The sequence below is a fragment of the Streptococcus cristatus genome (assembly GCF_003943815.1).
GTDB lineage: Bacteria > Bacillota > Bacilli > Lactobacillales > Streptococcaceae > Streptococcus > Streptococcus cristatus_F.
The window spans coordinates 102068-125337 of record NZ_RJNA01000005.1 but is presented as its reverse complement, the minus strand read 5'-3'; the positions used below and the strand labels follow the sequence as shown (position 1 = coordinate 125337).

Below are 23270 nucleotides of genomic sequence, written 5' to 3'. Positions count from 1 at the left end.
TGGTTAAAGGGTAAGTTTAGGTGTAGAAATGAGCAACGGAAGTAGCATCAAGCTTTACAAAATTGTCAGGGAAAATTGTTTTTATAAAGGGATTTCCATTGTTTTCCTATCTTAAATTTGGTATAATAAAGGTGAATCTGGAGGCAGGCTAGAAAGGAAAAAATCGGAAACGAAACAGCCGCTGATGGTCGCTTTGCACATTGTAGTTTGAAATAAGGAGAGGAGGTTTATCATGTCTTTGTCTACCTTATTTGAAGTATCAATAGCTATTTTGGGTGTGGCCTCTGCTGGTTACCTCATCTATGCCTATTATGAGTTTCTAAAAGAAGTGGCTCATATGGAGAAAGTACATCATTTTCATCACAGAGGTTGAGACAAAAGTGTCTCGGCCTCGCTTTTTATTAGAAAGAGATCCTTGAGGTTGCAGCTGCTTGCTCAATAGCCATCAATTGTTGTGCAGCTTCACGGGGCTGGGACTGTTTATAGCTCTAGGAAAATTTTTTAAGTCTTGCCTCAGAAACAAGGGAGGCAAGCTAAATCTTTGAAAACGTAGTTCTATTCTGCCACCGTACTTTTATTCTAGTCCTCTTGGTTTTCATATTGATTTAAAAATGTTAAAATAGTAGGCAAGAAAGCGGAGAGAATGCATGCCAAAAGAAGAAAATTTAACGGGGAATCAGGTTGTAGCCCTAACCAAAAAATATTTAGCTGCAGAGGATGTGGCTTTTGTTCAAAAAGCGTTGATTTATGCGATGGAATGCCATAGCGGGCAAACTCGTAAGTCGGGAGAGCCCTATATAGTCCATCCGATTCAGGTGGCGGGAATTTTAGCCAAGCTCAAGCTGGATGCTGTTTCAGTAGCCTGTGGTTTTTTGCATGACGTCGTAGAGGATACGGCGGCGACCTTGGACGATCTGGAGCGGGAATTCGGTCATGATGTGCGCGTGATTGTGGATGGTGTAACCAAGCTTGGGAAAGTCAAATACAAGTCTCACGAAGAACAGTTGGCGGAAAATCATCGCAAGATGCTCATGGCCATGTCAGAAGACCTTCGAGTGATCTTGGTCAAGCTGGCTGACCGTCTGCATAATATGCGTACTCTGAATCATTTACGGCCAGACAAGCAAGAGCGGATCTCGCAGGAAACGATGGAAATTTATGCTCCTCTGGCCCATCGTTTGGGGATTTCCAGTGTCAAATGGGAATTGGAAGACTTATCTTTCCGTTATCTCAATCCGACGGAATTTTATAAAATTTCCCACATGATGAAGGAGAAGCGTCGAGAGCGGGAAGCTCTGGTAGAGGAAGTTGTCCACAAGATTGAAACCTACGCGGGTGAGCGCAATCTGCATGGGAAGATTTATGGTCGTCCCAAGCATATTTACTCCATCTACCGCAAAATGCAGGACAAGAAGAAGCGGTTTGATGAGATCTACGATCTGATTGCTATTCGTTGCATTTTGAGCACTCACAGTGATGTCTATGCCATGCTGGGTTACATCCATGAGCTTTGGAAACCCATGCCGGGGCGTTTCAAGGATTATATTGCCAACCGCAAGGCCAATGGCTACCAGTCCATCCATACGACCGTTTATGGTCCTAAAGGTCCGATTGAGTTCCAGATTCGAACCAAGGAAATGCACGAAGTCGCAGAATACGGGGTTGCTGCTCACTGGGCCTATAAAAAAGGAATTAAGGGTCAAGTTGATGGCAAGGAATCTGCCATCGGGATGAATTGGATCAAGGAATTGATGGAATTGCAGAATCAGTCTGGTGATGCTAAGGAATTTGTTGATTCGGTTAAGGAAAGCTATCTTGCTGAGGAAATCTATGTCTTCACACCGGATGGAGCAGTGCGTTCTTTGCCTAAGGACTCAGGACCCATTGATTTTGCCTATGAGATTCATACTAAGGTTGGGGAGAAGGCGACAGGAGCCAAGGTTAATGGCCGCATGGTGCCGCTCAATACCAAGCTGAAGACTGGGGATCAGGTGGAAATCATCACCAATGCCAATTCCTTTGGACCTAGTCGTGACTGGCTTAATCTTGTCAAGACCAGCAAGGCTAGAAATAAAATCCGTCAGTTCTTTAAAAATCAAGACAAGGAGCTGTCTATTTCTAAAGGGCGAGAGCTCTTGCAGGCTCAATTTCAGGAGAATGGTTATGTAGCCAATAAGTACATGGACAAGAAGCACATGGAAGATGTGCTGCAAAAGACCAGCTATAAGACCGAAGAAGCGCTTTTTGCGGCAATTGGTTTCGGTGAGATCGGTGCCATTAGTATTTTCAATCGTTTGACAGAAAAAGAGCGCCGTGAGGAAGAGCGGGCCAAGGCCAAAGCAGAGGCAGAGGAATTGGTCAAGGGTGGTGAAGTCAAGGTCGAAAATAAAAAAGACACCCTTAAGGTCAAGCACGAAGGCGGTGTGGTCATTCAGGGAGCGTCTGGTCTCCTCATTCGGATTGCTAAGTGCTGTAATCCTGTGCCTGGTGACGATATTGTTGGTTACATTACCAAAGGACGCGGCGTAGCTATTCACCGGCAAGACTGCATGAATCTTAAGGCTCAGGAAAATTATGAACAGCGCTTGCTTGATGTGGAATGGGAAGAAAATAATTCGACTAAAGAGTACACAGCCCACATTGATATTTATGGTCTCAATCGGTCTGGCCTCCTTAACGATGTGTTGCAGGTGCTGTCTAATACCACCAAAAACATCTCAACGGTTAATGCCCAGCCAACTAAGGATATGAAATTTGCTAATATCCATGTTTCTTTTGGCATTGCTAATCTGTCCATGCTGACGACGGTGGTGGATAAGATCAAGAGTGTGCCAGAGGTGTATTCGGTCAAACGGACCAATGGCTAAGTGCGAGCCTGTCAGAGTAGATAGTAGTCAGAAATAAAGGAAAAGATATGAAAGTTGTCATTCAGCGCGTCAAACGTGCTCAGGTCAGTATTGACCAGCAGCTGCATAGCAGCATTGAACAAGGTCTCCTGCTCTTGGTAGGTGTCGGGCCTGATGATAGTCAGGAGGATATGGACTACGCGGTCAGGAAGATTGTCAATATGCGGATTTTTTCCGATGCGGAGGATAAGATGAATCTTTCTGTTCAGGATATCGGAGGGGAGATTCTTTCCATTTCCCAATTTACCCTTCATGCAGATACCAAAAAGGGTAATCGGCCAGCCTTCACAGGCGCAGCCAAGCCGGATATGGCTAGTCCCTTTTATGACAAGTTTAACCAGCTGTTAGCTGAGCAAGTGCCAGTCAAGACGGGCGTGTTCGGAGCAGATATGCAGGTAGAATTGGTAAATGATGGCCCAGTGACTATTTTGCTTGACACCAAAAATCGATGAAGGAATTACGCGCCTTTTGAAGGTTAGTGGTTTAAGACCAAGCAAAAATAGTTTACTTCTTTCCTAGGGATAAGGCGCAATTCATAGGCTTCATAAGTAACTTTTAATAGACCAGATGCTGGTTTCCTTAGAAGTTCTTATGAGGCTTTTTGTGTGGTTTAAAAGATACATTATTCTAATATATGACGGATTTGAAGTTGATAAATCGGAATGGCAGACATGAGTTGCTCCTTGTCAGATGCGACAGATACGTAGGGCTTATTGGAAAGAGGCTTTACGACTTATGGTATAATGATATATATAAGTTTGAGGAGTCTCTTGATTTTTTCAGACTGATTTTCATAAAAAGAATAGGAAATAAGTATGCGTTCGATTCTTGCCTTATATATCACCCTGATGCCGGTCATTCTGGCTGGAGTTCTGAATATGATTTTTTGCAAGTCTTCACTGCTAGAGGCGGCTTATCGACCAATGGATGCTGGGCTGATTTTAAAGGATGGGAAGAGGCTGTTTGGGGCTAACAAGACCTGGAAAGGTTTCTTTGGCATGATTGTCTGGGGAGCTTTGGCTCAGATTCTCTGGGGATTGCTTTTGAAGAGTATTCCTACTCTAGAGAAGCTGCACTTGGTCTATGCCTTCTACGAAAATACCGTGCTCTTTAATCTGGTGCTTGGGGCTCTTTTGGGGCTGGCTTATGTTTTGTTTGAGCTGCCTAATAGCTTTATCAAGCGCCGTTTGGAAATCAGAGAGGGCAAGACGGCGGAAAATGGCTGGAAATGGACCTTTATCTGGATCGACCAGATTGATTCCTTGATTGGCTGTATTATTTTCTTACTTTTCTATATCCCTCTGTCTTGGCAGCAGATGCTGGGCATTCTAATCCTAGGGGCGGGCACGCATCTAGGAGTCAACCGCCTGCTCTACTGGGCTAAGCTTAGAAAAAATCGTATGTGAGATGGGAGTTTTTGATGAAAGAACTATGGCTGGAAAAAGAGCCTTCGGCCGTCTATGGCGGTAAAATCAATCAGTTAATCAACCTCTGCCAGCTGGGGCTTTCGGTTCCTAAGGGCTTGATTTTGCCTGCGAACCAAGTAATGGTTTGGCTAAGAGCGGCTCTACCAGAATACTCAGAACAGGGACTTAAAGAGTTAATTCGCCTGGGCAAGGAAGAAATTGCAGAGCGTTTGCAGCAATTTCCCTTGGATCAAGCTTGGCAGCAGGAGTTAGCAGCTTTTTGTCAGGAAAATCAAGCTTATATCGTTCGCAGCAGTGCCCTCTTAGAAGACGGACAGGCCATGTCATTTGCTGGTCAATATGACTCGATTGGCGACTGCCGGACACTGTCAGAAATTGAGCAGGGCATTCGTTCTTGTCTACTTTCTCTCTTTAATCCAGAAGCATTGGCTTACTGGCAGCGTCAGGGGCTGGCTGAGCAGGATTTTGCTATGGCAGTGCTGATTCAGAAGCAGATAGAGCCCGATTTCAGCGGTGTCTGCTTTTCCCTAGACGTGGCGACTAATCAGGACCAGACTATGCTGTTGGAGTATGTAAAAGGATCGGCTGAGAGCTTGGTTAGCGGTCAAGTCAATCCTAAGCAGCTAACTCTTTCTTGGTACAAGCCGGACTGGAGCCAGTTTGAAGAGCTTGAAATCTCTCTTACAGTCTTGCAGAAGCTGCATGCGCAGGTCTTGCAGATTGTGGCGTATTTTGGTCGGCCGGTGGATATTGAGTGGTGTGTCGTACAAGAGCAAGTCTATCTGCTACAGGCTCGGCCCATCACGACAGTACCAACCAAAATTGATAGTGGCCGCTGGACGACGACGAATTTTCGGGATGGTGGCGTGGCGGCCCAGCCCTGTCCAAATCTGATGTGGAGCCTTTACCGCCATTCTTGGCAAGAGGCACTCTCCAGTTTTTTGCTGGCAATTGGCCTAGAGCCTGAAGGAGTTATGCCTCCGCTGATGCGTCTCCATTATGCTCGGCCTTTCTGGAACTTAGGCGTGGTCAAGCAAGGTATGGAGCAGATTCCGGGTTATATTGAGCGAGACTTTGATGATGAGCTGGGAGTCAATAAAGACTACCAAGGTCAAGGTTTTACTAGTAAATTAAGTCCAGCCTTGCTCTTGAATTTCCTACGGGTAGCTTTAAAAACACAAAAAGTAACTAAGACTTTTCTGCATCAGGCGCCAGACAAGTTGCAAGAGCTGCGTCAGCAATTTACCCACCTAAATCAAGAAATACGAGAACTGAACGACCAAAGCCCGCTGCAGCAAGTCGAGAATCTTTGGCAGTTAGTGCTAAATCAGGCTTATTTAGACAGTGAGGGAACTTATTTCTGGCAGGCCTACATCAATACGGTCCAGCTGTCCATGAAAAAGACCAGTCTGCTCAAATGGCTGACGGTGGATGAATTTTTCCAACTGATAGCTAAGTTGGGAAATGTTTCGCATACCAAGCCTTTGACTCGAATGCTGGAAGCTGCGGATCTTATTTTGACAGACGAGAAGCTGATAGACGATTGGTTGAAGCTATCGGTGGAAGAATTGCAGGAACTGGCTGCACAATATCCTGAGAGAGCTGATTTCATCAAGATTCAGGATTTTCAAAAGGACTTTGGCTATCACTCGACACGGGAGCTGGACTTGCGAGTAGCCAGTTACGAAGAAGATGCTCATCAGGTGCTGACAGCGGTTCAGCAGTTGGTTGCTGATTCAGCGTATTACCAAGCTTTCAAAGCTTCGATCAGTCCTGTCTCAGAGTCTGAGCTGGATCTGGCTCATCTATCTCGAGCCAAGCAGAAAAAGATAGAAAAAATCAGTCAAGACCTTCGGAACTTGCTCTGGTGGCGAGAGGAGTTCAAAGATATTTCCACGCGCTATTATCACCTCATTCGTCAAATTAGCCTCAAACTCGGCCGAGCCTACGAAAAGCGAGGCTTTCTGAAAAATGAACAAGATATTTTTTACATTATGAAAGAAAGTCTGACTTCCTTTATGGAAGGGCAAAAGACTGCAGACCAGCTGCAAGAAGAAGCAGCAGATAATCGGCATTATTGCCAGGCCTATCGAAATTTTGAGCCAGTGGGGGATTTGACCGACAAAGAGATGAGCTTGGGAAAGGTGGCCTATGAGAGTCAGGCTCTGCTGACGGGAATGCCAGCCAGCAGCGGTCAGGTAACCGGTCGGGTTCGAGTTCTCTTGGATTTGGCTGATATTGAGACGATTGAACCGGGAGAAATTCTTGTCACTCGCTATACAGATACGGGTTGGAGCTATGTTTTCGGTATTCTAGGCGGTCTTGTGACAGAGTATGGCGGGGTTCTCTGCCATGCCTCCATTGTCGCTCGGGAATGCGGGATTCCAGCTCTGGTCTGCGCTAAGAATGCAACTCAGCTGCTAGAAACTGGCATGCTGGTTACTTTAGATGGAAGAAGAGGAGAAATAAGAATCCATGAAGAAGAATGAACCTTTGTTTATCGGTGAATATGACAAATCTGTTATCTTGACTTATATGGGCGCTGCTTTTGCACTGTTGGCAGTCTATGCCATCATTCAGTCCCAGCTGCGGCTAGCTATGATGGCCTTTATCGTTAGCGGTATCTGTGACCTTTTTGATGGTGTGGTGGCGCGACGGATGAAGCGGACTGAAAGTCAGAAGCGTTTCGGCATTGAGATTGACTCGCTCTGCGACATGATTAGCTTTGCGGCTCTTCCGGCTGTGCTCCTCATGACCCAGTTGCCCTTGGGAGCGGCGAATATCGTCTTGGCTGTCCTCTATGTCTTAGCTGCGGTTACGCGCCTGGCTCATTTTAATCGCTTGGCCAAGCATGATGAAGGATCTGGCTCTTATTTTATTGGCTTGCCCGTGACTTACAGCGCCCTCTTTTTTCCTCTGACCTATCTGGTCTGTCAATGGCTGGCGCCTGGTTTCTTTGCTTGGGTGTGGCTGGGTTTGTCTCTTTTGCTGACCTTCCTATTTGTCTATAACTGCCGTATTCCCAAGCCGAATAAGCTGGCCTATCTGGTCTTTGCGATTCTAGCTGTTGCAAGTCTGATTGGTCTGGGGGTTATTCCGCATGGTTAGGGTCTATCAGAGAAGGACTGGCCAAGTACTTGAACCGACAGAATACAAGGCGGGTCTGCTAGACAAGCTTTATGGTACTGCTTGGGGTCGCTTCTTATTGCCTATCTTGACCCGACCTAGCCTGTCTTATCTTCTGACTTTGAAAGACTACACTCCTTGTTCTCGCAAGAAAATAGCAGCTTTTGTGGAAAATTATCAGCTGAATCTGGCTGACTATGAAGATGGTCCCTATCCTAGCTTTGCGGCTTTTTTCGAGAGGAAAATCAAGCCAGAACTGCGTCCGGTCTGTCCTGACAGTCAAGTACTGGCAGTTGCGGATGCTAAGCTAGAGGCTTTTACCATCAGTCAGGACTTGCAGCTGACGATAAAGGGTCAGACATACAGACTAGCTGAGTTACTGTTGGATGAAAAGTTGGCTCAGCTATTTAGAGGCGGAACAGCGCTTGTCTATCGCTTGGGAGTAGAAGACCTGCACCGCTATTTGGCGGCTGAATCTGGCAAAATTACCCAAAGACGAAAAATCAAGGGACGCCTGCATACGGTCAGACAGGTAGCCCAGAAGCGGCGCTTGATTTACAAGGAAAATAAAAGAGAATACTGTCTTTTAGATACCGACCTAGGACCTGTCCTGCAGATGGAAGTAGGGGCTCTCTTGGTCGGAAGAATATATAATCACAGTCAGGATTATTTGGTCAGGGGACAGGAGAAGGGCTGCTTTGGTCTGGGCGGCTCAACCATTCTTGTCCTCTATCCAGCAGGCACGATTCGCTTGGATCGGGATATCCTGACTTACTCAGACCTCGGAATAGAAACCCAGATTCAAATGGGTGAAAAGATTGGAGAAAAGCTATGTTTAAACGATTAGCTGTTTATTATAAGGAAATGTTTCCCTTGCTGCCACGCTTTTTTGTGGCAGCCATCATGTTTTTTGAGATTTATTTTGTCCTCTTGCTCAATGACGGAGTGACCACCTTTCACTTTGACCATCAGGAGTTGATTGGGATTTTTACGATTTTCGTCTTTCTGATGATTCTGCGGATTGCGGATGATTTCAAGGACTACGAGACCGACAGACGGCTCTTTCCTCATCGGGCATTGCCATCTGGCCGGGTGAAAAAGAAGGACCTGGCTATTGCCCTCAGCTTTATCGTAACTGTGTCTGTGCTTCTCAATATCCTCTTTATGAACAATATTGGCTGGTTCCTCTTTCTCTACATCTACGGAACTCTCATGTCCTTCTGGTTCTTCAAGCGTGATAAGATTCAAAATTCTCTGCCGCTAGCTCTGGTGACCCATAATCCGGTCATGATGATTTTGAATCTCTATACTATCTCTTTTGTCTGCTACAAGTACAATCTGCCTCTCTTGTCCTTGCCGACCGTTTTGCTGGCATTTACCATGTATTTCCCAAGTCTGATCTGGGAAGTCTGCCGCAAGATTCGGGCGCCAAAAGATGAGACAGAGTATGTGACCTATTCTAAGCTTTTTGGTTACAAAAAAGCCACTCGGTTTATCGAGGTGGTGACTCTGCTGGATATCTTGACCAATTTCGCTCTCCTCTGGAATATTTCCCATGTCGGAGTGGTAGTCTTGGTGCTGAATGTCATCTGGATGACCGTCCAGTTTGAGCAGTTTATCAAGGATCCGACTCGCTTTAATATCCGGGAGCGGGTGGAGCGTTATACTTATATCACGGAGACGACCATGGTTCTGTCCGTTGCTGTTTATCTCTTGATGGGGGTACTTTGATGAAAAGAATCAAGCAGACAAGGCTTGACCAGGTCGGAGGCAAGGCCTATCATTTGCTGAAAATGCAAGCTGCTGGATTGCCGATTCCTGACTTTGCAGTGTTTGCTTTTGACTTTTTTCAAACATCTGCAAGCTCTGTTGACTTGGAGCGGATGGAAGCAGCCTATCGGTCTGGAGAGTTGGACTTGTCCCAGCTCAGCCAGCAGCTGCAGGACTGGGCCAGAGAGCAGTTTAGTCAAGAAGATTTGACGGCGGCTGAAAACTGGATTCGGCAGGAGTTTTCTCAGAAAGACTGTCGCTTTGCAGTCCGCTCATCTGCTACCATTGAGGATGGCAAGGATTCATCCTTTGCCGGTCAGTTTGAGAGCCAGCTCAATGTGAAGCCAGAGGGGCTTAAAGAAGCCATCCAAGCGACCTTGCTCTCTCTTTATCAGGAATCGGCTCTCACCTATCTATTTGAGCAGGGACTATCTTTGAAGCAGGCACAGATGATTTGCCTTGTTCAGGTCATGCAGAAGGGAGACTTGTCTGGGATTTACTTCACAGCTAATCCCAAGGGTATTCTGAACGAACACATCATTGTTATTGGTCGGGGCTTAGGCAATAAGGTTGTCGAGGATAAGATTCCTACAACCATGGTGACGCTTCATACCAAGGATCAGCTCTTTTATACAGAGCAGACGGAGGACTCACCAGACGTATCACAGGAACAACTTGAGAAGTTACAAGCCTTGGCTGGTCAGGTGAGTCAGCTTTTTGGACCTTATATGGATATGGAGTTCACCTTCGCAAATGGCCAGCTCTATCTCTTGCAGGCACGACCTATTACCACCTTGCCAGAGGGACAGCAGATTATTCTGGATAATAGCAACATTGTCGAGAGCTATCCGGGCGTTTCCAGTCCTCTGACTATTAGCTTTATTCAAGAGGCTTATGCCAGCATTTTTCGCAGTCTGGCCCAGCGCTTGGTTGGCAAGGATGCCCCTGAGTTGGCTGCCTATGAAGCCACTTTTCAAAATATGCTGCAGCCGGTCAATAGCCGAGTCTATTACCAGATTCAGAGCTGGTATCAGCTCTTGCAGCTTCTGCCTTTTTCAAAGAAAATCATTCCAATCTGGCAGGATATGCTGGGAGTGAGAGAGACAGAGGTACCTCAGATGCCGGTGCACCTATCTGCTTTCAAACGCCTGCAAATCATGCTTCGTATCCTCCGAGAGTTTTGGACAGTACCCAAGCAAATGCGGCAATTGGAAGAACAGTTTGCCCAGATTCAGCGCGAATACGAAGCGAGCTTTTCTCCCGACGCAGATGCGGAGACCTTGATTACCTTGGTCAGCAAGCTAAAAGAGGATATTTTGACTCACTGGGACATTACGCTGGTCAATGACCTCTATGCTTTTATTTATACTGGACTACTGAAGAAGTCGCGTCGCGGCGGAGCTGTTCAGGCTGAGATTGCAGGAATTGAGCAGATTGAAAGTATGCGGCCGGCTTTGGCGCTGCAGGCTTTAACAGCTCAGCTGAAAGCGGAAGAAAATGCAGCGATTAGACAGGCCATGGCAAGTGAAAGTCCAGCAGTCTTTCTAAGTCGTCAGCACCCTTTGATCCAAGAAATTGCCCATTTTATCCATGAATTTGGTGATCGAGCTCCGGAAGAGTTGAAGTTGGAAACTCCAACCTTCCGAACGCACCCAGAGCGTCTGCTCAAGCTCTTACTGCAAATGTGCCAGCAAGAGGAGAAGAAGTTGGCCCCTCAGAAACTTGAAGATGAGGTGCAAAAATCAGGCTGGTGGGCGAATTTTCTTCGCAAGCGAGCCATGACTGGTGTTAAATATCGGGAAAGCTCCCGTTTAAACCGCACACGGATCTATGGAATGATGCGGCAGATTTTTCGAACTCTGGGGCAGCAATTAGCCGAGCAAGGGCAGCTGGCTACGCCTGACGATGTTTTTTACCTGACAAAGGAAGAATTGTTTGAGCTGACCAGAACGCCCAGAGATGTTAATGGCTTGATAGCCGAGCGTCGAGAAAAGATGGAGGCGGATAAGGAGCTACCAACCTTTAGTCGCTATGTTTTTGCTGGACAGGTCTTTGAGAAATACCTGAAACCGCAAAACCGTACCAGCAGTCATAACACGAGCAATCAAGCCTTACAAGGGATTGGCTGCTCACCTGGCTGCGTCAAGGCTCAGGTTTTGGTCGTGGAAGATGTGCAGGAGATTGAGTCTGCTCAGGACCGGATTATCGTGACCAAGATGACCGATCCGGGCTGGGTCTATCTTCTGACCCAAGCCAAGGGTGTCATTGCCGAGCAGGGGTCTTTGCTCTCGCACACGGCCATTATTTCCCGCGAGTTAGGTATTCCTTCCATTGTCAATGTCAGAGGCGCCTGCAGTCACTTGCAAAACGGCGACTGGATTGAGATGGATGGCCTTACTGGCAAGATTCGACTGTTCAAGGAGGAAGACCATGCTGGAAATTAAACCAGTCAAACCAAATACTGCAGAGCTGGACGATTTTCTGGCCCTGCCCAAGAAGATTTATCGGCCAGAGCACCTCATGCAGTCGGAAGAGGAAGAATTAGCTTTGATTGAGGGCAATCACCCGCTGAGTTCTGACTTAGAAACCTATGCCTTTGTTGGCTATGAGGACAGTCAGCCTTGTATTCGCGGACTTCTGACCTTCTATCCAGATGATGAGGCTGCTTACTTGGGATTTTTCGAGTCGATCAATGATCAACAGATTGCATCTGCTTTTATCGAACATTTAGCAGGCTTTGCTCGCAGTCTCGGAGCCAGCAAGATAATCGGTCCCGTACAGGCAAGCTTTTGGCTAGGCTATCGAATGCAGCTGACTGGAACAGAGGAGGTCCCTTTTACAGGGGAGCCTCATAATCCAGTCTATTATCCTGATCTATGGCAGGCTGCTGGTTTTGAGCTCAAGGAGCGCTATCTGTCCAATTTTTATCCCAAGGTTAGCAATCAAACTCATCAGGACAAGCTGGCTCATCGTTTTGAGTCTTTTGAAGAAGCAGGTTTTACCATTTGTTCTCCCAAAAAGAAGGACTGGGAAGAAGCTTCGCTGCAGGTTTTTGAGCTCCTCAATCGCCTCTATCAAGATTTTCCGATTTATCGGTCTATTTCCAGTCAGCAGTTCAGTCAGATTTTTCAAAAATACCAGTATATTCTTGATTTTTCCATGGTTAAGCTGGCCTATAAGGAGGGCGAGCTAGCAGGTTTTCTGATTGCCATGCCAGACTATGGCTCTCTGGTTTATCAAAAGCTGACTCCTCTCAACCTAGCCAAGCTTTTTTGGACCAAGCGCTTTGCCAAACGTTATACGATTATGTATCTGGGAGTGGATGAAGAATTTTTGGGCTTGGGCTCTGCCTTGGCCTATCCGATTTTTAAAGAAGCGCAGAAACGGCAAGCCTCGGCTATCGGCGCCCTGATTCACCAAAATACCGTCACGCGCCACTATGCAGCAGAATTGCAAGGGGACAAGCATGAGTACGGCCTCTTTGAGTTGGATTTGGGGCTTGGATGATCTGTAAACAGTAGGTTCTCTCCCAGAGAATCTGCTTTTTACTTGTCGCTAAAATGGAGACCTTTTCGATAGCTGAAAGAAAAGTATTTTATAAGGCTAAGGGATTGCAATTTTGAGTAAAATTCAGTAAAATTTTTATTAGCTTATTATATGAAGAAAAGGGAATTTTATGAAAAAAAGAGTCACTGGTGACATATACCAGCGCTATTCTTTTAGAAAGCTGTCTGTAGGTCTAGTTTCCGCTACTATCGGAAGCTTCTTTTTGTGTACGACAATGGGAGGAGTTGTCAGCTCTGTCGAGGCAGCAGAAGTGTCTGCCAATCAGTCTACCGTCGTTCAGTATCACTATGTAGTGGAGAGCGATCTGACTGAGGCTGAAAAAGCTGCTATTGTAAAGGAACTACCCAAATTTGCGGAAGAAAATTCGGACGCTTATTATTTGATTTACCGTCCGACAAGTCAGGAAAGCTTGTCAGGGAAGCTCCCTAAGACAGGCGAGTCAGGTCTCTTGGGAGCGGCTTTTGCAGCTACAGGTCTGGCCTTAGTTGTTTTAGTGCTGGTACGAGGGAAAAATGGCAAGAGATACCTGTCTTCTATTTTGCTTGTGACAGGATTGGGTTCTGTGCTTCTGCCAGCTTCTGTTTTGGCAATCAGCAGTACGGATTTGGCTGCCTATAATCAAAGTCTGACTTTGGCCGTTGGCGATCAGTTGCCAGAACCATTGAAAATTGCTGGCTACCAGTATATTGGTTACCTTAAAAAAGAAGCGCAGCATCAACTAGCTCAAAGAGGAAACTCTCAGCTGCCAGCCCTTCAAAAGGAAGCCTCAGCTAGTCAGCCTGATCAGGAGTTGAAAGAGTTAGCAAGTCGCCCTAAAAATACTGAAGCTCCGAAAGAGCCCCTGCTAGCTGAAGGAGCCTATCTTTCCGAGAAGGAGAGGGAGGAGATTGCTGCTAAAGAAGGGCAGTTTGCTCGTCAAACGCCAGTTCATGAGCGACCGGAGCTGCAATTTACAAGTCAAGTAAGGACCCAGACCCAAGAAATCCCCTATAAAACGGAGTATCAGTATTCAGATGACTTAGCCGAAGGACAATCTCGAGTGATCCGCGCGGGCATTCCAGGGATTCGCAAGATCGTAACACGTCACTATAGTGTTGAAGGAAAAATCGTAGAGAGCAAGCAGATTTCTGATCAAGTAACCACTGAGCCTGTTTCAGAAGTTGTTTTAGTCGGGACTGCAGCAAATAAGGCTGTACCTAAAGAAGCTCCAATACATAAAGTTCCAGAGCTCACTAGTTATGGCACGGTCCCTGATAATGCCCCGGTACAAGAGGTTCCAGAGTTGTCTGACTATGGTACAGTTCCGGATAGCGCCCCCGTGCACGAGGTCCCCGAGCTCACTAATTATGGCACGGTTCCCGATACAGCTCCCGTGCATGAAGTCCCTGAGTTAACTGGCTATGGCACGGTTCCCGATACCGCTCCTGTGCAAGAGGTTCCCGAGCTTACTAGTTATGGCACAGTCCCTGCTAGCGCCCCCGTGCATGAAGTTCCCGAGTTAACTGACTATGGCACGGTTCCCGCTAGTGCTCCAGCCCATGAGAAACCAGAGCTCACTAATTATGGCACGGTTCCCGATACAGCTCCCGTGCATGAAGTCCCTGAGTTAACTGGCTATGGCACGGTTCCCGCTAGTGCTCCAGTCCGTGAGAAACCCGAGTTAACTGGCTATGGCACCGTTCCTGCTAGTGCTCCAATCCATAAAGTTCCAGAGCTCACTAGTTATGGCGCCGTTCCAGATACCGCTCCAGTTCACGAGGTTCCCGAGCTCACTAGTTATGGTACGGTCCCTGACAGTGCTCCTGTACACGAGGTCCCTGAGTTAACTGGCTATGGCACAGTCCCAGATAGCGCTCCGGTTCATGAGGTACCCGAGTTGCCTGGCTATGGCACCGTTCCTGCTAGCGCTCCCGTGCACGAGAAACCAGAGCTCACTGATTATGGCACCGTTCCCGCTAGCGCTCCCGTTCATGAAGTTCCCGAGCTAACTAGCTATGGCACAGTCCCAGATAGCGCTCCCGTACACGAGGTTCCCGAGCTCACTAGTTATGGTACGGTCCCCGCTAGCGCTCCTGTGCACGAAGTTCCTGAGTTAACTGGATATGGCACGGTCCCCGATACCGCCCCCGTGCACGAGAAGCCTGAGTTATCTATCTATGGCACCGTTCCTGATAATGCTCCTGTACACGAAGTTCCCGAGTTAACTGGCTATGGTACAGTTCCCGCTAGTGCCCCCGTGTACGAGAAGCCTGAGTTATCTATCTATGGCACCGTTCCTGATAATGCTCCTGTACACGAAGTTCCCGAGTTAACTGGCTATGGTACAGTTCCCGCTAGTGCCCCCGTGTACGAGAAGCCTGAGTTAACTAGCTATGGCACGGTTCCAGATACCGCTCCTGTGCACGAGGTTCCTGAGTTAACTGATTATGGTACAGTTCCCGCTAGTGCTCCCGTACACGAGAAACCCGAGTTGTCTGACTATGGCGCGGTCCCTGATACCGCTCCTGTACACGAGGTTCCCGAGTTAACTGATTATGGCAATGCTCCCGTGCACGAGGTCCCCGAGTTAACTGACTATGGCACGGTCCCAGATACTGCTCCCGTACATGAGAAACCCGAGCTCACTAGTTATGGCATCGTTCCAGATACCGCTCCGGTTCATGCGGTTCCCGAGTTGTCTGATTATGGCACGGTCCCCGATACCGCTCCTGTGCACGAGGTTCCCGAGCTTACTAGTTATGGCACAGTCCCTGGTATCGCTCCAATCCATGAAATTCCTGAGTTAGAGTTGGTTGAAAAGGATGAAACTCGTGTGGAGAAGATTGCTTTTAACATTGAGGAACAGTATACTGATGAGTTACCTCAGGACGCTCGCCAAATCGTCACTCCGGGTGTTCAAGGCGAACGTACCATCAAGACTCGTATCTATAGTTCCAACGGCCAAGAACTTGCCCGCCAAGAGTTGTCCAACGAGGACACTTTAGCTCCGGTCACACAAGTTGTCAAAATTGGCACGGCCAAGCTACATATGGTACCGAGCACCGCTCCGCAAGCATCTGCCCTACCAGAGTATCCGCTGACTTATAGGGATGAAACGCGAGTAGAGAAAATCGCCTTCACCACACGTGAAGAAGAAACGGATGAACTAGTTCGTGGCGCTCGTCAAATCGTCACTCCAGGAGTGCCAGGCGAACGGACCATCAAGACTCGTATCTATAGTTCCAACGGTCAGGAAATTGACCGCCAAGAAGTGTCCAACGAGGAAACTTTAGCTCCAGTCACGCAAGTTGTCAAAGTCGGCACGGCCAAGCCACATATGGTACCGAGCACTGCTCCGCAAGCATCTGCCCTACCAGAATATCCGCTTACTTATACGGATGAAACGCGAGTAGAGAAAATCGCCTTCACCACGCGAGAGGAAGAAACGGATGAACTAGTTCGTGGCGCTCGCCACATCGTCACTCCAGGTGTTCAAGGCGAGCGTACCATCAAGACTCGTATCTATAGTTCCAACGGTCAGGAAATTGATCGTCAAGAATTGTTCAATGAGGAGACGCTAGCCCCAGTTACGCAAGTTGTCAAAGTCGGAACGGCCAAGCCACATATGGTACCGAGCACTGCTCCGCAAGCATCTGCCCTCCCAGAGTACCCGCTGACTTATAAGGATGAAACGCGAGTAGAGAAAATCGATTTCACCACGCGAGAGGAAGAAACGGATGATCTTGTGCAAGGTGCTCGTCAAATCGTCACTCCAGGTGTTCAAGGCGAACGTACCATCAAGACTCGTATCTATACTTCCAGCGGTCAAGAGATTGCCCGCCAAGAGTTGTCCAATGAGGAGACGCTAGCCCCAGTCACGCAGGTTGTCAAAATTGGCACGGCCAAGCTACATATGGTACCGAGCACCGCTCCGCAAGCATCTGCCCTACCAGAGTATCCGCTGACTTATAGGGATGAAACGCGAGTAGAGAAAATCGCCTTCACCACACGTGAAGAAGAAACGGATGAACTAGTTCGTGGCGCTCGTCAAATCGTCACTCCAGGAGTGCCAGGCGAACGGACCATCAAGACTCGTATCTATAGTTCCAACGGTCAGGAAATTGATCGTCAAGAATTGTTCAATGAGGAGACGCTAGCCCCAGTCACGCAAGTTGTCAAAGTTGGCACCGCCAAGCCACATATGGTACCGAGCACTGCTCCGCAAGCATCTGCCCTACCAGAGTATCCGCTGACCTACAGGGATGAAACTCGAGTAGAGAAAATCGCCTTCACCACGCGAGAGGAAGAAACGGACGAGCTGGTTCAAGGCGCTCGCCGTATCGTTACTCCAGGTGTGCAGGGCGAACGGACCATCAAGACTAGAGTTTATACTTCCAATGGTCAAGAACTTGCCCGCCAAGAGTTGTCCAACGAGGAAACTCTAGCTCCAGTCACACAAGTTGTCAAAGTCGGAACGGCCAAGCCACATATGGTACCGAGCACTGCTCCGCAAGCATCTGCCCTCCCAGAGTACCCGCTGACTTATAAGGATGAAACGCGAGTAGAGAAAATCGATTTCACCACGCGAGAGGAAGAAACGGATGATCTTGTGCAAGGTGCTCGTCAAATCGTCACTCCAGGTGTACCCGGCGAACGGACCATCAAGACTAGAGTTTATACTTCTAACGGCCAAGAACTTGCTCGTCAAGAGCTGTCCAATGAGGAAACGCGGGCAGCAGTTGCTCAGCTTGTCAAAGTTGGCACAATAAAACCGCACATGGTACCAAGCGATGCCCCGCAAGTGGAAGCCTTGAAAGAGTTCGATTTGATTTCGCTTCACAATCTGCTAACAGAAGCGGAGCAAATCAAGGCTCAGGCTCGTTATTTCAACGATAGTCAAAGTCGCCAAGCAGCCTATGATACCGCTTTGACTGCAGGCCATGCACTTCTCAATCAGTCACAAGCCCGCCAAGCGGAAGTCAATCAGCTGGTGGAGCAAATTAATCAAGCTAAAGCTCAGTTACAGGGGCTTGAAGTGGACAAAACGCGTTTGCGGAATGAACATGATTTGGGGAGAACTGTGCAGACGACTGTTCAATACAAGAATGCGGATGCAGATAAGAAAGCAGCCTATACAAACGAATTGGCCAAGACAGAGGGAATTCTGAATAATCAAACCGCCACACAAGTGCAGGTCAATCAAGCTTTTGCCAGCCTGACAGCAAGCAAGACGGCTCTAAATGGTGTGCCTAAGGTTAAGCCGACAGTTTCGATCTTAAGTCTGACAGAAAATCCAGAGGACAAGTCGGTCACGGTTCAATACAGCTTGGAAGACAAGACAAAATCCTTGCGCTCAGCGACAGCTGAATTGTACAAGGGAGACCAGCTTGTTCGCTCGCTTCCGATTGACAATGTGACAGGAAGTCTGAAGATTGACGACTTAGACTACTACACAGGCTATACCCTGAAAACCAAGCTGACTTATGAGCTTGATGCTGGCAGCCTGACTGACCTTGAAAAAGATAGCCGCAACTTTGAGTTGCAATACAAGAAGATTTCCTTCCGTGATATTGATTCGGCAGAGTTTTACAGAAAAGAAAAGGACCAGTTCAAGCGTGTCGTTTCCATGAGCGCTATACCTACGGACCTGTCTACCTACTTTGTCAAAGTCAAATCAAGTGAATCTAAGGACATGCTCCTGCCGGTTCACAGCATGGCAGAAGGCCAGAAGGATGGCAAGGCTGTCTACAAGGTAAGGGTCTCTCTGCCTGAACTGGTACAAGAGGGCGAAACAGGCTACAAGTCTGGCTATGACTTCTATATCAGCAGGGCAGTGCCTAGTCAGCAAAATGTCTACACAAGCTTTGCTGGTTTGGTAGACGCCATGAAGAAAAATATGGCCGGTAACTTTGTTCTAGGAGCCGATTTGGATGCCAGTGAGGTCAGTCTGGCACCTGCGGATTATGTCTATCTCCGAGGTAACTTCACAGGCAGTCTGACAGGTAACAACAATGGCAAGCAGTATGCGATTTATAATCTAGCCAAACCTTTGTTTGAAAACCTCAAGAGCGGTTCCTCTATTTCTAATCTGGACCTGAAAGAGGTCAATATTGTCGGGACCTATGACTCTGCTGCCTTGGCTCGTAGTGCAGATAATGCGCAAATCACGGATGTTTCTGTCCAAGGTAGAGTGTCGGTAGTGGGCAATGCGTCCCAGGTGGCTGGTTTGGTCGTTGTTGCAAGCAATAGCCAAATCACCAACAGCTCCTTTACTGGAACTATCCAGACCAATGACAAGCAGTACAAGGCTTATAATGTCGGCGGTTTGATTGCTAACCTCAAGGGAGGAAATTCCTTGCTGAGTCAGAGCAGGGCGGATGTGACCATTCTGGCGGGAGCTCGAACAAACGAACAGCGCTTCGGCGGTCTGGTCGGTCGCTTGGAAGACAATGCCCGCATCAGCCGTTCTTATGTGACTGGAAAGATCCAAAATTCTACGAAGAACGGTCAAATCGGGGGAGTGGTTGGTTCCAATTATTTCAATGGCTTGATTGACAATGTTATCAGCAATGTCAGCGGTACAAATGTTTACAGCATTTCTGGCGACCAAGATTACAAGAATGATCGCATAAAAGAAGCCTATGCCATTGAAGGAAACGAAACTTTAGGAAATGATCAGTTTGTCACGTCTACTCTGACTTTGGACGAGGCTGAAGAGAAGCTGGCTAGCCTAGACATTACAACCACGCTAGAGGACAGCAATCTCAATCTCCATACTGTTGACTACAGCAAGGAAAAGAATGCTCGAGAAGACCGTCTGATAGCCTATGCCAATATGGAAAAACTCCTGCCATTCTATAATAAGGAAACTATCGTTGCCTACGGCAATAAACTTCCAGATCATCACAAGCTTACTAGAGAGTATTTGCTGGATGTGGTTCCGATGAAGGGTGACCAGATGATCACTGATATAAATAGCAACAAGACTGTGATTAACCGCCTGATGCTGCACTTTGAGGATAAGACGGTTGACTATCTAAATCTGACCTATAAGGGAGACTTCAAACATCAAGCTATCGCAGAATACACTGTAAATGCCTTAGACCTCCTTTATACTCCAGAAGCCTTCCTATCAGACTATAGCAGAATTCTCAATCAAGTGCTGCCAGAGTTGAACAAGGTTGTCCTTGACTCACCAGCCATGCGAACTGTTTTAGGCGTGAATGCGGATGCTTCTATGGATGAGCTCTATCTGGATACAGCCTTTGAGCAAGTCAAGACCAAGTTGGCAGAAGAGTTACGCAAAGTTCTAGCTATGGACAAGTCCATCAATACTGAAGGCGATGTTGTAGCGGACTATGTGGCTCAGAAGATTAGAGCCAATAAGGAAGCATTCCTGCTGGGTCTGACCTATCTCAATCGTTGGTATAATATCAACTATGACAAGACCAATGTCAAGGATTTATCGGCCTATAAGTTTGACTTCTTTGGAAATCATAAGGCTTCAACGCTAGACACCATCATTGCACTCGGTCAGTCTGGTTTTGAAAATCTCAAGGCCAAGAATAACCATCTGGCCTACGACAACTCGCTCTCTGAAGCGACTGGCAAGCGCGGCCTCTTCAACTATCTGGAAAGCTATCGCCAGCTCTTCCTGCCAGACAAGACCAATAACGAATGGCTCAAGACCAATACAAAAGCCTACATCGTTGAGGCTAAGTCCGATGTAGCAGAAGCCAGACAGCTTCAGGATGCAGCCGAGGGCAAGAGCAAGTATTCTGTCGGCGTTTACGACAAGATTACTGCGGATAATTGGGAACATAAGGGCATGCTCCTGCCACTCTTGACCATGACTGAGAAGGGTGTCTATGTCATCTCCAATATGTCCACCGTCTCTATGGGAGCTTATGATCGCTACCGCCTTGATGCCAATAACAGGGTGCGAACAGATGCAGAATTGGTTGAGTATGTCGAAGACCGAGTTAGAAAGTCAGCTGAATGGCAGCGTGACCACTATGATTTCTGGTATAAGATCCTAAGTCCTGAAAGCAAGGACAAGCTCTTCCGTTCTGTTCTGGTTTACGATGGATTCTCATTGGTTGACAAGGATGGTAAAAGATATTGGGCTCCAGCTAATGACAAGAAATCACTAGCTATGCAGGAATTCTTTGGACCAGCCGGCAAGTGGTATCCAAGCAAGGGATACAATGCCTATGCTACGGGAAGTGTCACCCACTTTGATGCTGCTCGTTTGTTAGAAGACTATGGGAACTCTGTCTACACCCATGAGATGACCCATAACTCCGACGGTTCTATCTACTTTGAAGGCTATGGTCGTCGTGAAGGACTGGGGGCTGAGCTCTATGCGCGTGGTCTCTTGCAGTCCACTCCAAGTCCAAATGAACCTACCATTACCCTCAATACCCTCTTCAAGACGGACAAGGATTCTAAGACACGGATGCATACCTACAACTTCAAGGAACGTGTCCAAAATGCAGCAGATTTGCAGCACTATGTCCATGGCATGTTTGACATGATTTACACGCTGGATTATCTAGAGGGGACTTCGATGGTCAAGCAGAGTGATGCTGCCAAGCTCCAGTGGTTCAGAAAGATGGAGAATTACTATATCACAGATAAATATGGCAAGCAGACCCATGCTGGTAACCAGACGCGCACTTTCACTGCTGAGGAAATCAAGCAGCTAACCAGCTTTGAATCTCTGATTGACAATGATGTCATCACCCGTCGGGAGAATAAGGATAGCGGACAGTATCCACGTAATGGCTACCTCAGTCTCAGCCTCTTCTCGCCAATCTACTCAGCCTTGAGCAATCCAAATGGGGCGCCGGGAGACGTTATGTTCCGTCGCACAGCCTATGAATTGCTGGCAGCCAAGGGCTATCATGAAGGATTTGTCCCTTATGTTTCAGGGAAATTCTCTGAAGAGGCTGCTGCAGAAGGCAAGACAACTTGGGATGGCTGGCTCAGGAGAGATGTTGGTCTGGTGACCGACCAGAAAGTCTTGGAAAATGTATTCAAGGGTGAGTATGCTTCATGGGCGGCCTTTAAGAAGGCCATGTACCAAGAGCGGATTGACCAGCTAACCAAGCTCAAACCAATCACCATTGAGTACGAACTCAGAAATCCAAACAGTACCAAGCAAGTAACCATTCGCTCGTATGCAGAGATGCAGAAGCTGATGGATGAAGCAGTCGCAGAGGATGTGCGCAACATTACCAATGCGACAAATCGTGTTGAAGCTAGCTGGGTCAACCTGCTCAAGAAGAAGATTTACAATGCCTATCTTCGTGAGACAGACGACTTCAGACAGTCAATCTTTAACAAATAAGCCTTAGCTTGCTTGTCGAAAATAGCAAAAAGCTCATGAACCAGCTGAAAAACTGGTTTCATGAGCTTTTTATTTGTTGAAATTCTAGATGGCTGCTTCAATCAATTGTTTAAGATTGTCTAGAAGGCTATCCAAGGCTAGGACGGCTTCCTGCTGATGGTCTGGCTGGTAGAGATGTTGGAAGTAGTCTTGGATATTGGCTTCAAAATCCTGAGGCAGGCGGGAGCAATTTTCTTTGGCATACTGGAGCATGCGCTTTTCGCCTGGATGGAGCTGCTCATTGAGGGCAAAGAGTGCATCAAAGTAAGAGGCGAAAAACTCGCTGCTGCGGTGATTGATGCTGAGCAGGTCTTGGCGTTTGAGAGCTTTTTTGATCTGTCTTGAAAAAGCTGGCATAGCCTGGTCGAGGAGCAGGAGCTGCTTGCTGATGATATTCTTTTTCAGCTCAGCTGGATAGGGCAGACTGTACTTGCTCTGGAGGGCAGCATAGCGGCCGTCTCGATCGTAGAGAATCTTGCTGTGGATCAGATTGTACCACATACAGGTAGTGTAAGAATTCTGGGCTTGATGCTCTAAAACGACGGTCTGTAGGTCTTGGTCAAAGTCGTCCAGCGAGCGGTAAATCAGCTCAATCTCGATCCCATTATTGAGGACGCAGTCGTCTTCCAGTTCCCAAAATTGATTGCCGATTTCCATATAGGAGCAGTACTTGCTGAGGATTTCTTGGCGGATGGCTGGCGCGAGAGGAGCGCTCAGGTAGACATAGACATCATAGTCTGAGTCTTGGTCAAAATGCTGGCCGGCCCGTGAACCTCCGAGAGCCAGAGCTTCAACTTGCTCTAGCCGAGCTAATTCTTTAAAGAGATTTTGTGGCATAATTTGTCCTTCTTAATTTTTTGACATCATTCTAGCAAAAAGTGAAAAGGTTTGCAAGGGGGTAAATGGGATCTTTTCTTTCTTTTAAAAAACGTGATGAAGTGGAAGTGTCTAGAGTATTATTTTGATCAGAAAAGTCTTGGTCTTTCTAGGCGGTTTGTGATATGATTTGATTTATACTTTTCAGTAAGGTAGATAGGATTTTTCCTAAAAACTCCATAATTCCTGCTAAAACAATTATAGAGCATATGATATCGGATACGAAAA

The 23270-nt window shown here is 47.3% G+C and carries 12 protein-coding genes; 11 read left to right on the top strand and 1 reads right to left on the bottom strand.

The features are described 5' to 3' along the window. Positions 1–232 precede the first annotated feature (232 nt). The 11 genes from D8872_RS10825 to D8872_RS04595 all read left to right on the top strand — a co-directional run bounded on the left by D8872_RS10825 (position 233) and on the right by D8872_RS04595 (position 22127). A complete protein-coding gene (locus tag D8872_RS10825; RefSeq protein WP_185761389.1) occupies positions 233–373 on the top strand; it encodes a hypothetical protein in 141 nt (46 codons plus the stop codon). A 274-nt stretch (positions 374–647) separates the two neighbouring features. Further along, positions 648–2867, top strand: a complete 2220-nt coding sequence (locus D8872_RS04640; RefSeq protein WP_005592469.1) for a RelA/SpoT family protein — start codon at positions 648–650, stop codon at positions 2865–2867. A 47-nt stretch (positions 2868–2914) separates the two neighbouring features. Then, positions 2915–3358 (top strand): D-aminoacyl-tRNA deacylase, encoded by a 444-nt coding sequence (gene dtd, locus D8872_RS04635; protein WP_125390130.1) that lies wholly within the window; start codon positions 2915–2917, stop codon positions 3356–3358. Between the two features lie 363 nt (positions 3359–3721). Beyond that, positions 3722–4312 carry a CDP-archaeol synthase gene (locus D8872_RS04630; protein ID WP_053794685.1) on the top strand — a complete coding sequence of 197 codons (591 nt, stop codon included), beginning with the start codon at positions 3722–3724 and terminating at the stop codon, positions 4310–4312. Positions 4313–4326: 14 nt separating this feature from the next. Continuing rightward, positions 4327–6822: a PEP/pyruvate-binding domain-containing protein gene (locus D8872_RS04625; protein ID WP_125390129.1), complete on the top strand. Its 2496-nt coding sequence runs from the start codon at positions 4327–4329 to the stop codon at positions 6820–6822. Then, entirely contained in the window at positions 6809–7441 is a 633-nt protein-coding gene (locus D8872_RS04620; protein WP_125390128.1) for a CDP-alcohol phosphatidyltransferase family protein, read from the top strand. The genes D8872_RS04625 and D8872_RS04620 overlap by 14 nt, the downstream gene beginning before the upstream one ends. Further along, the gene (locus D8872_RS04615) at positions 7434–8306 is read left to right on the top strand and encodes a phosphatidylserine decarboxylase (protein WP_125390127.1); all 873 of its coding nucleotides are present in this window, start codon (positions 7434–7436) and stop codon (positions 8304–8306) included. Before D8872_RS04620 ends, D8872_RS04615 begins: the two co-directional genes overlap by 8 nt. Next, a complete protein-coding gene (locus tag D8872_RS04610) occupies positions 8291–9190 on the top strand; it encodes a UbiA family prenyltransferase (RefSeq protein ID WP_049547985.1) in 900 nt (299 codons plus the stop codon). Before D8872_RS04615 ends, D8872_RS04610 begins: the two co-directional genes overlap by 16 nt. Beyond that, the gene (locus tag D8872_RS04605; protein WP_125390126.1) at positions 9190–11673 is read left to right on the top strand and encodes a phosphoenolpyruvate synthase; all 2484 of its coding nucleotides are present in this window, start codon (positions 9190–9192) and stop codon (positions 11671–11673) included. Before D8872_RS04610 ends, D8872_RS04605 begins: the two co-directional genes overlap by 1 nt. Further along, positions 11660–12736 carry a hypothetical protein gene (locus D8872_RS04600; protein ID WP_125390125.1) on the top strand — a complete coding sequence of 359 codons (1077 nt, stop codon included), beginning with the start codon at positions 11660–11662 and terminating at the stop codon, positions 12734–12736. Before D8872_RS04605 ends, D8872_RS04600 begins: the two co-directional genes overlap by 14 nt. Positions 12737–12905: 169 nt before the next feature. Further along, entirely contained in the window at positions 12906–22127 is a 9222-nt protein-coding gene (locus D8872_RS04595) for an SIALI-17 repeat-containing surface protein (protein ID WP_125390124.1), read from the top strand. 84 nt (positions 22128–22211) lie between these two features. Here D8872_RS04595 and D8872_RS04590 read toward each other — a convergent pair whose 3' ends face one another. Beyond that, complete coding sequence (locus D8872_RS04590; protein ID WP_125390123.1) at positions 22212–23003, bottom strand: nucleotidyltransferase domain-containing protein; 792 nt, start codon at positions 23001–23003, stop codon at positions 22212–22214. Between the last annotated feature and the right edge of the window lie 267 nt (positions 23004–23270).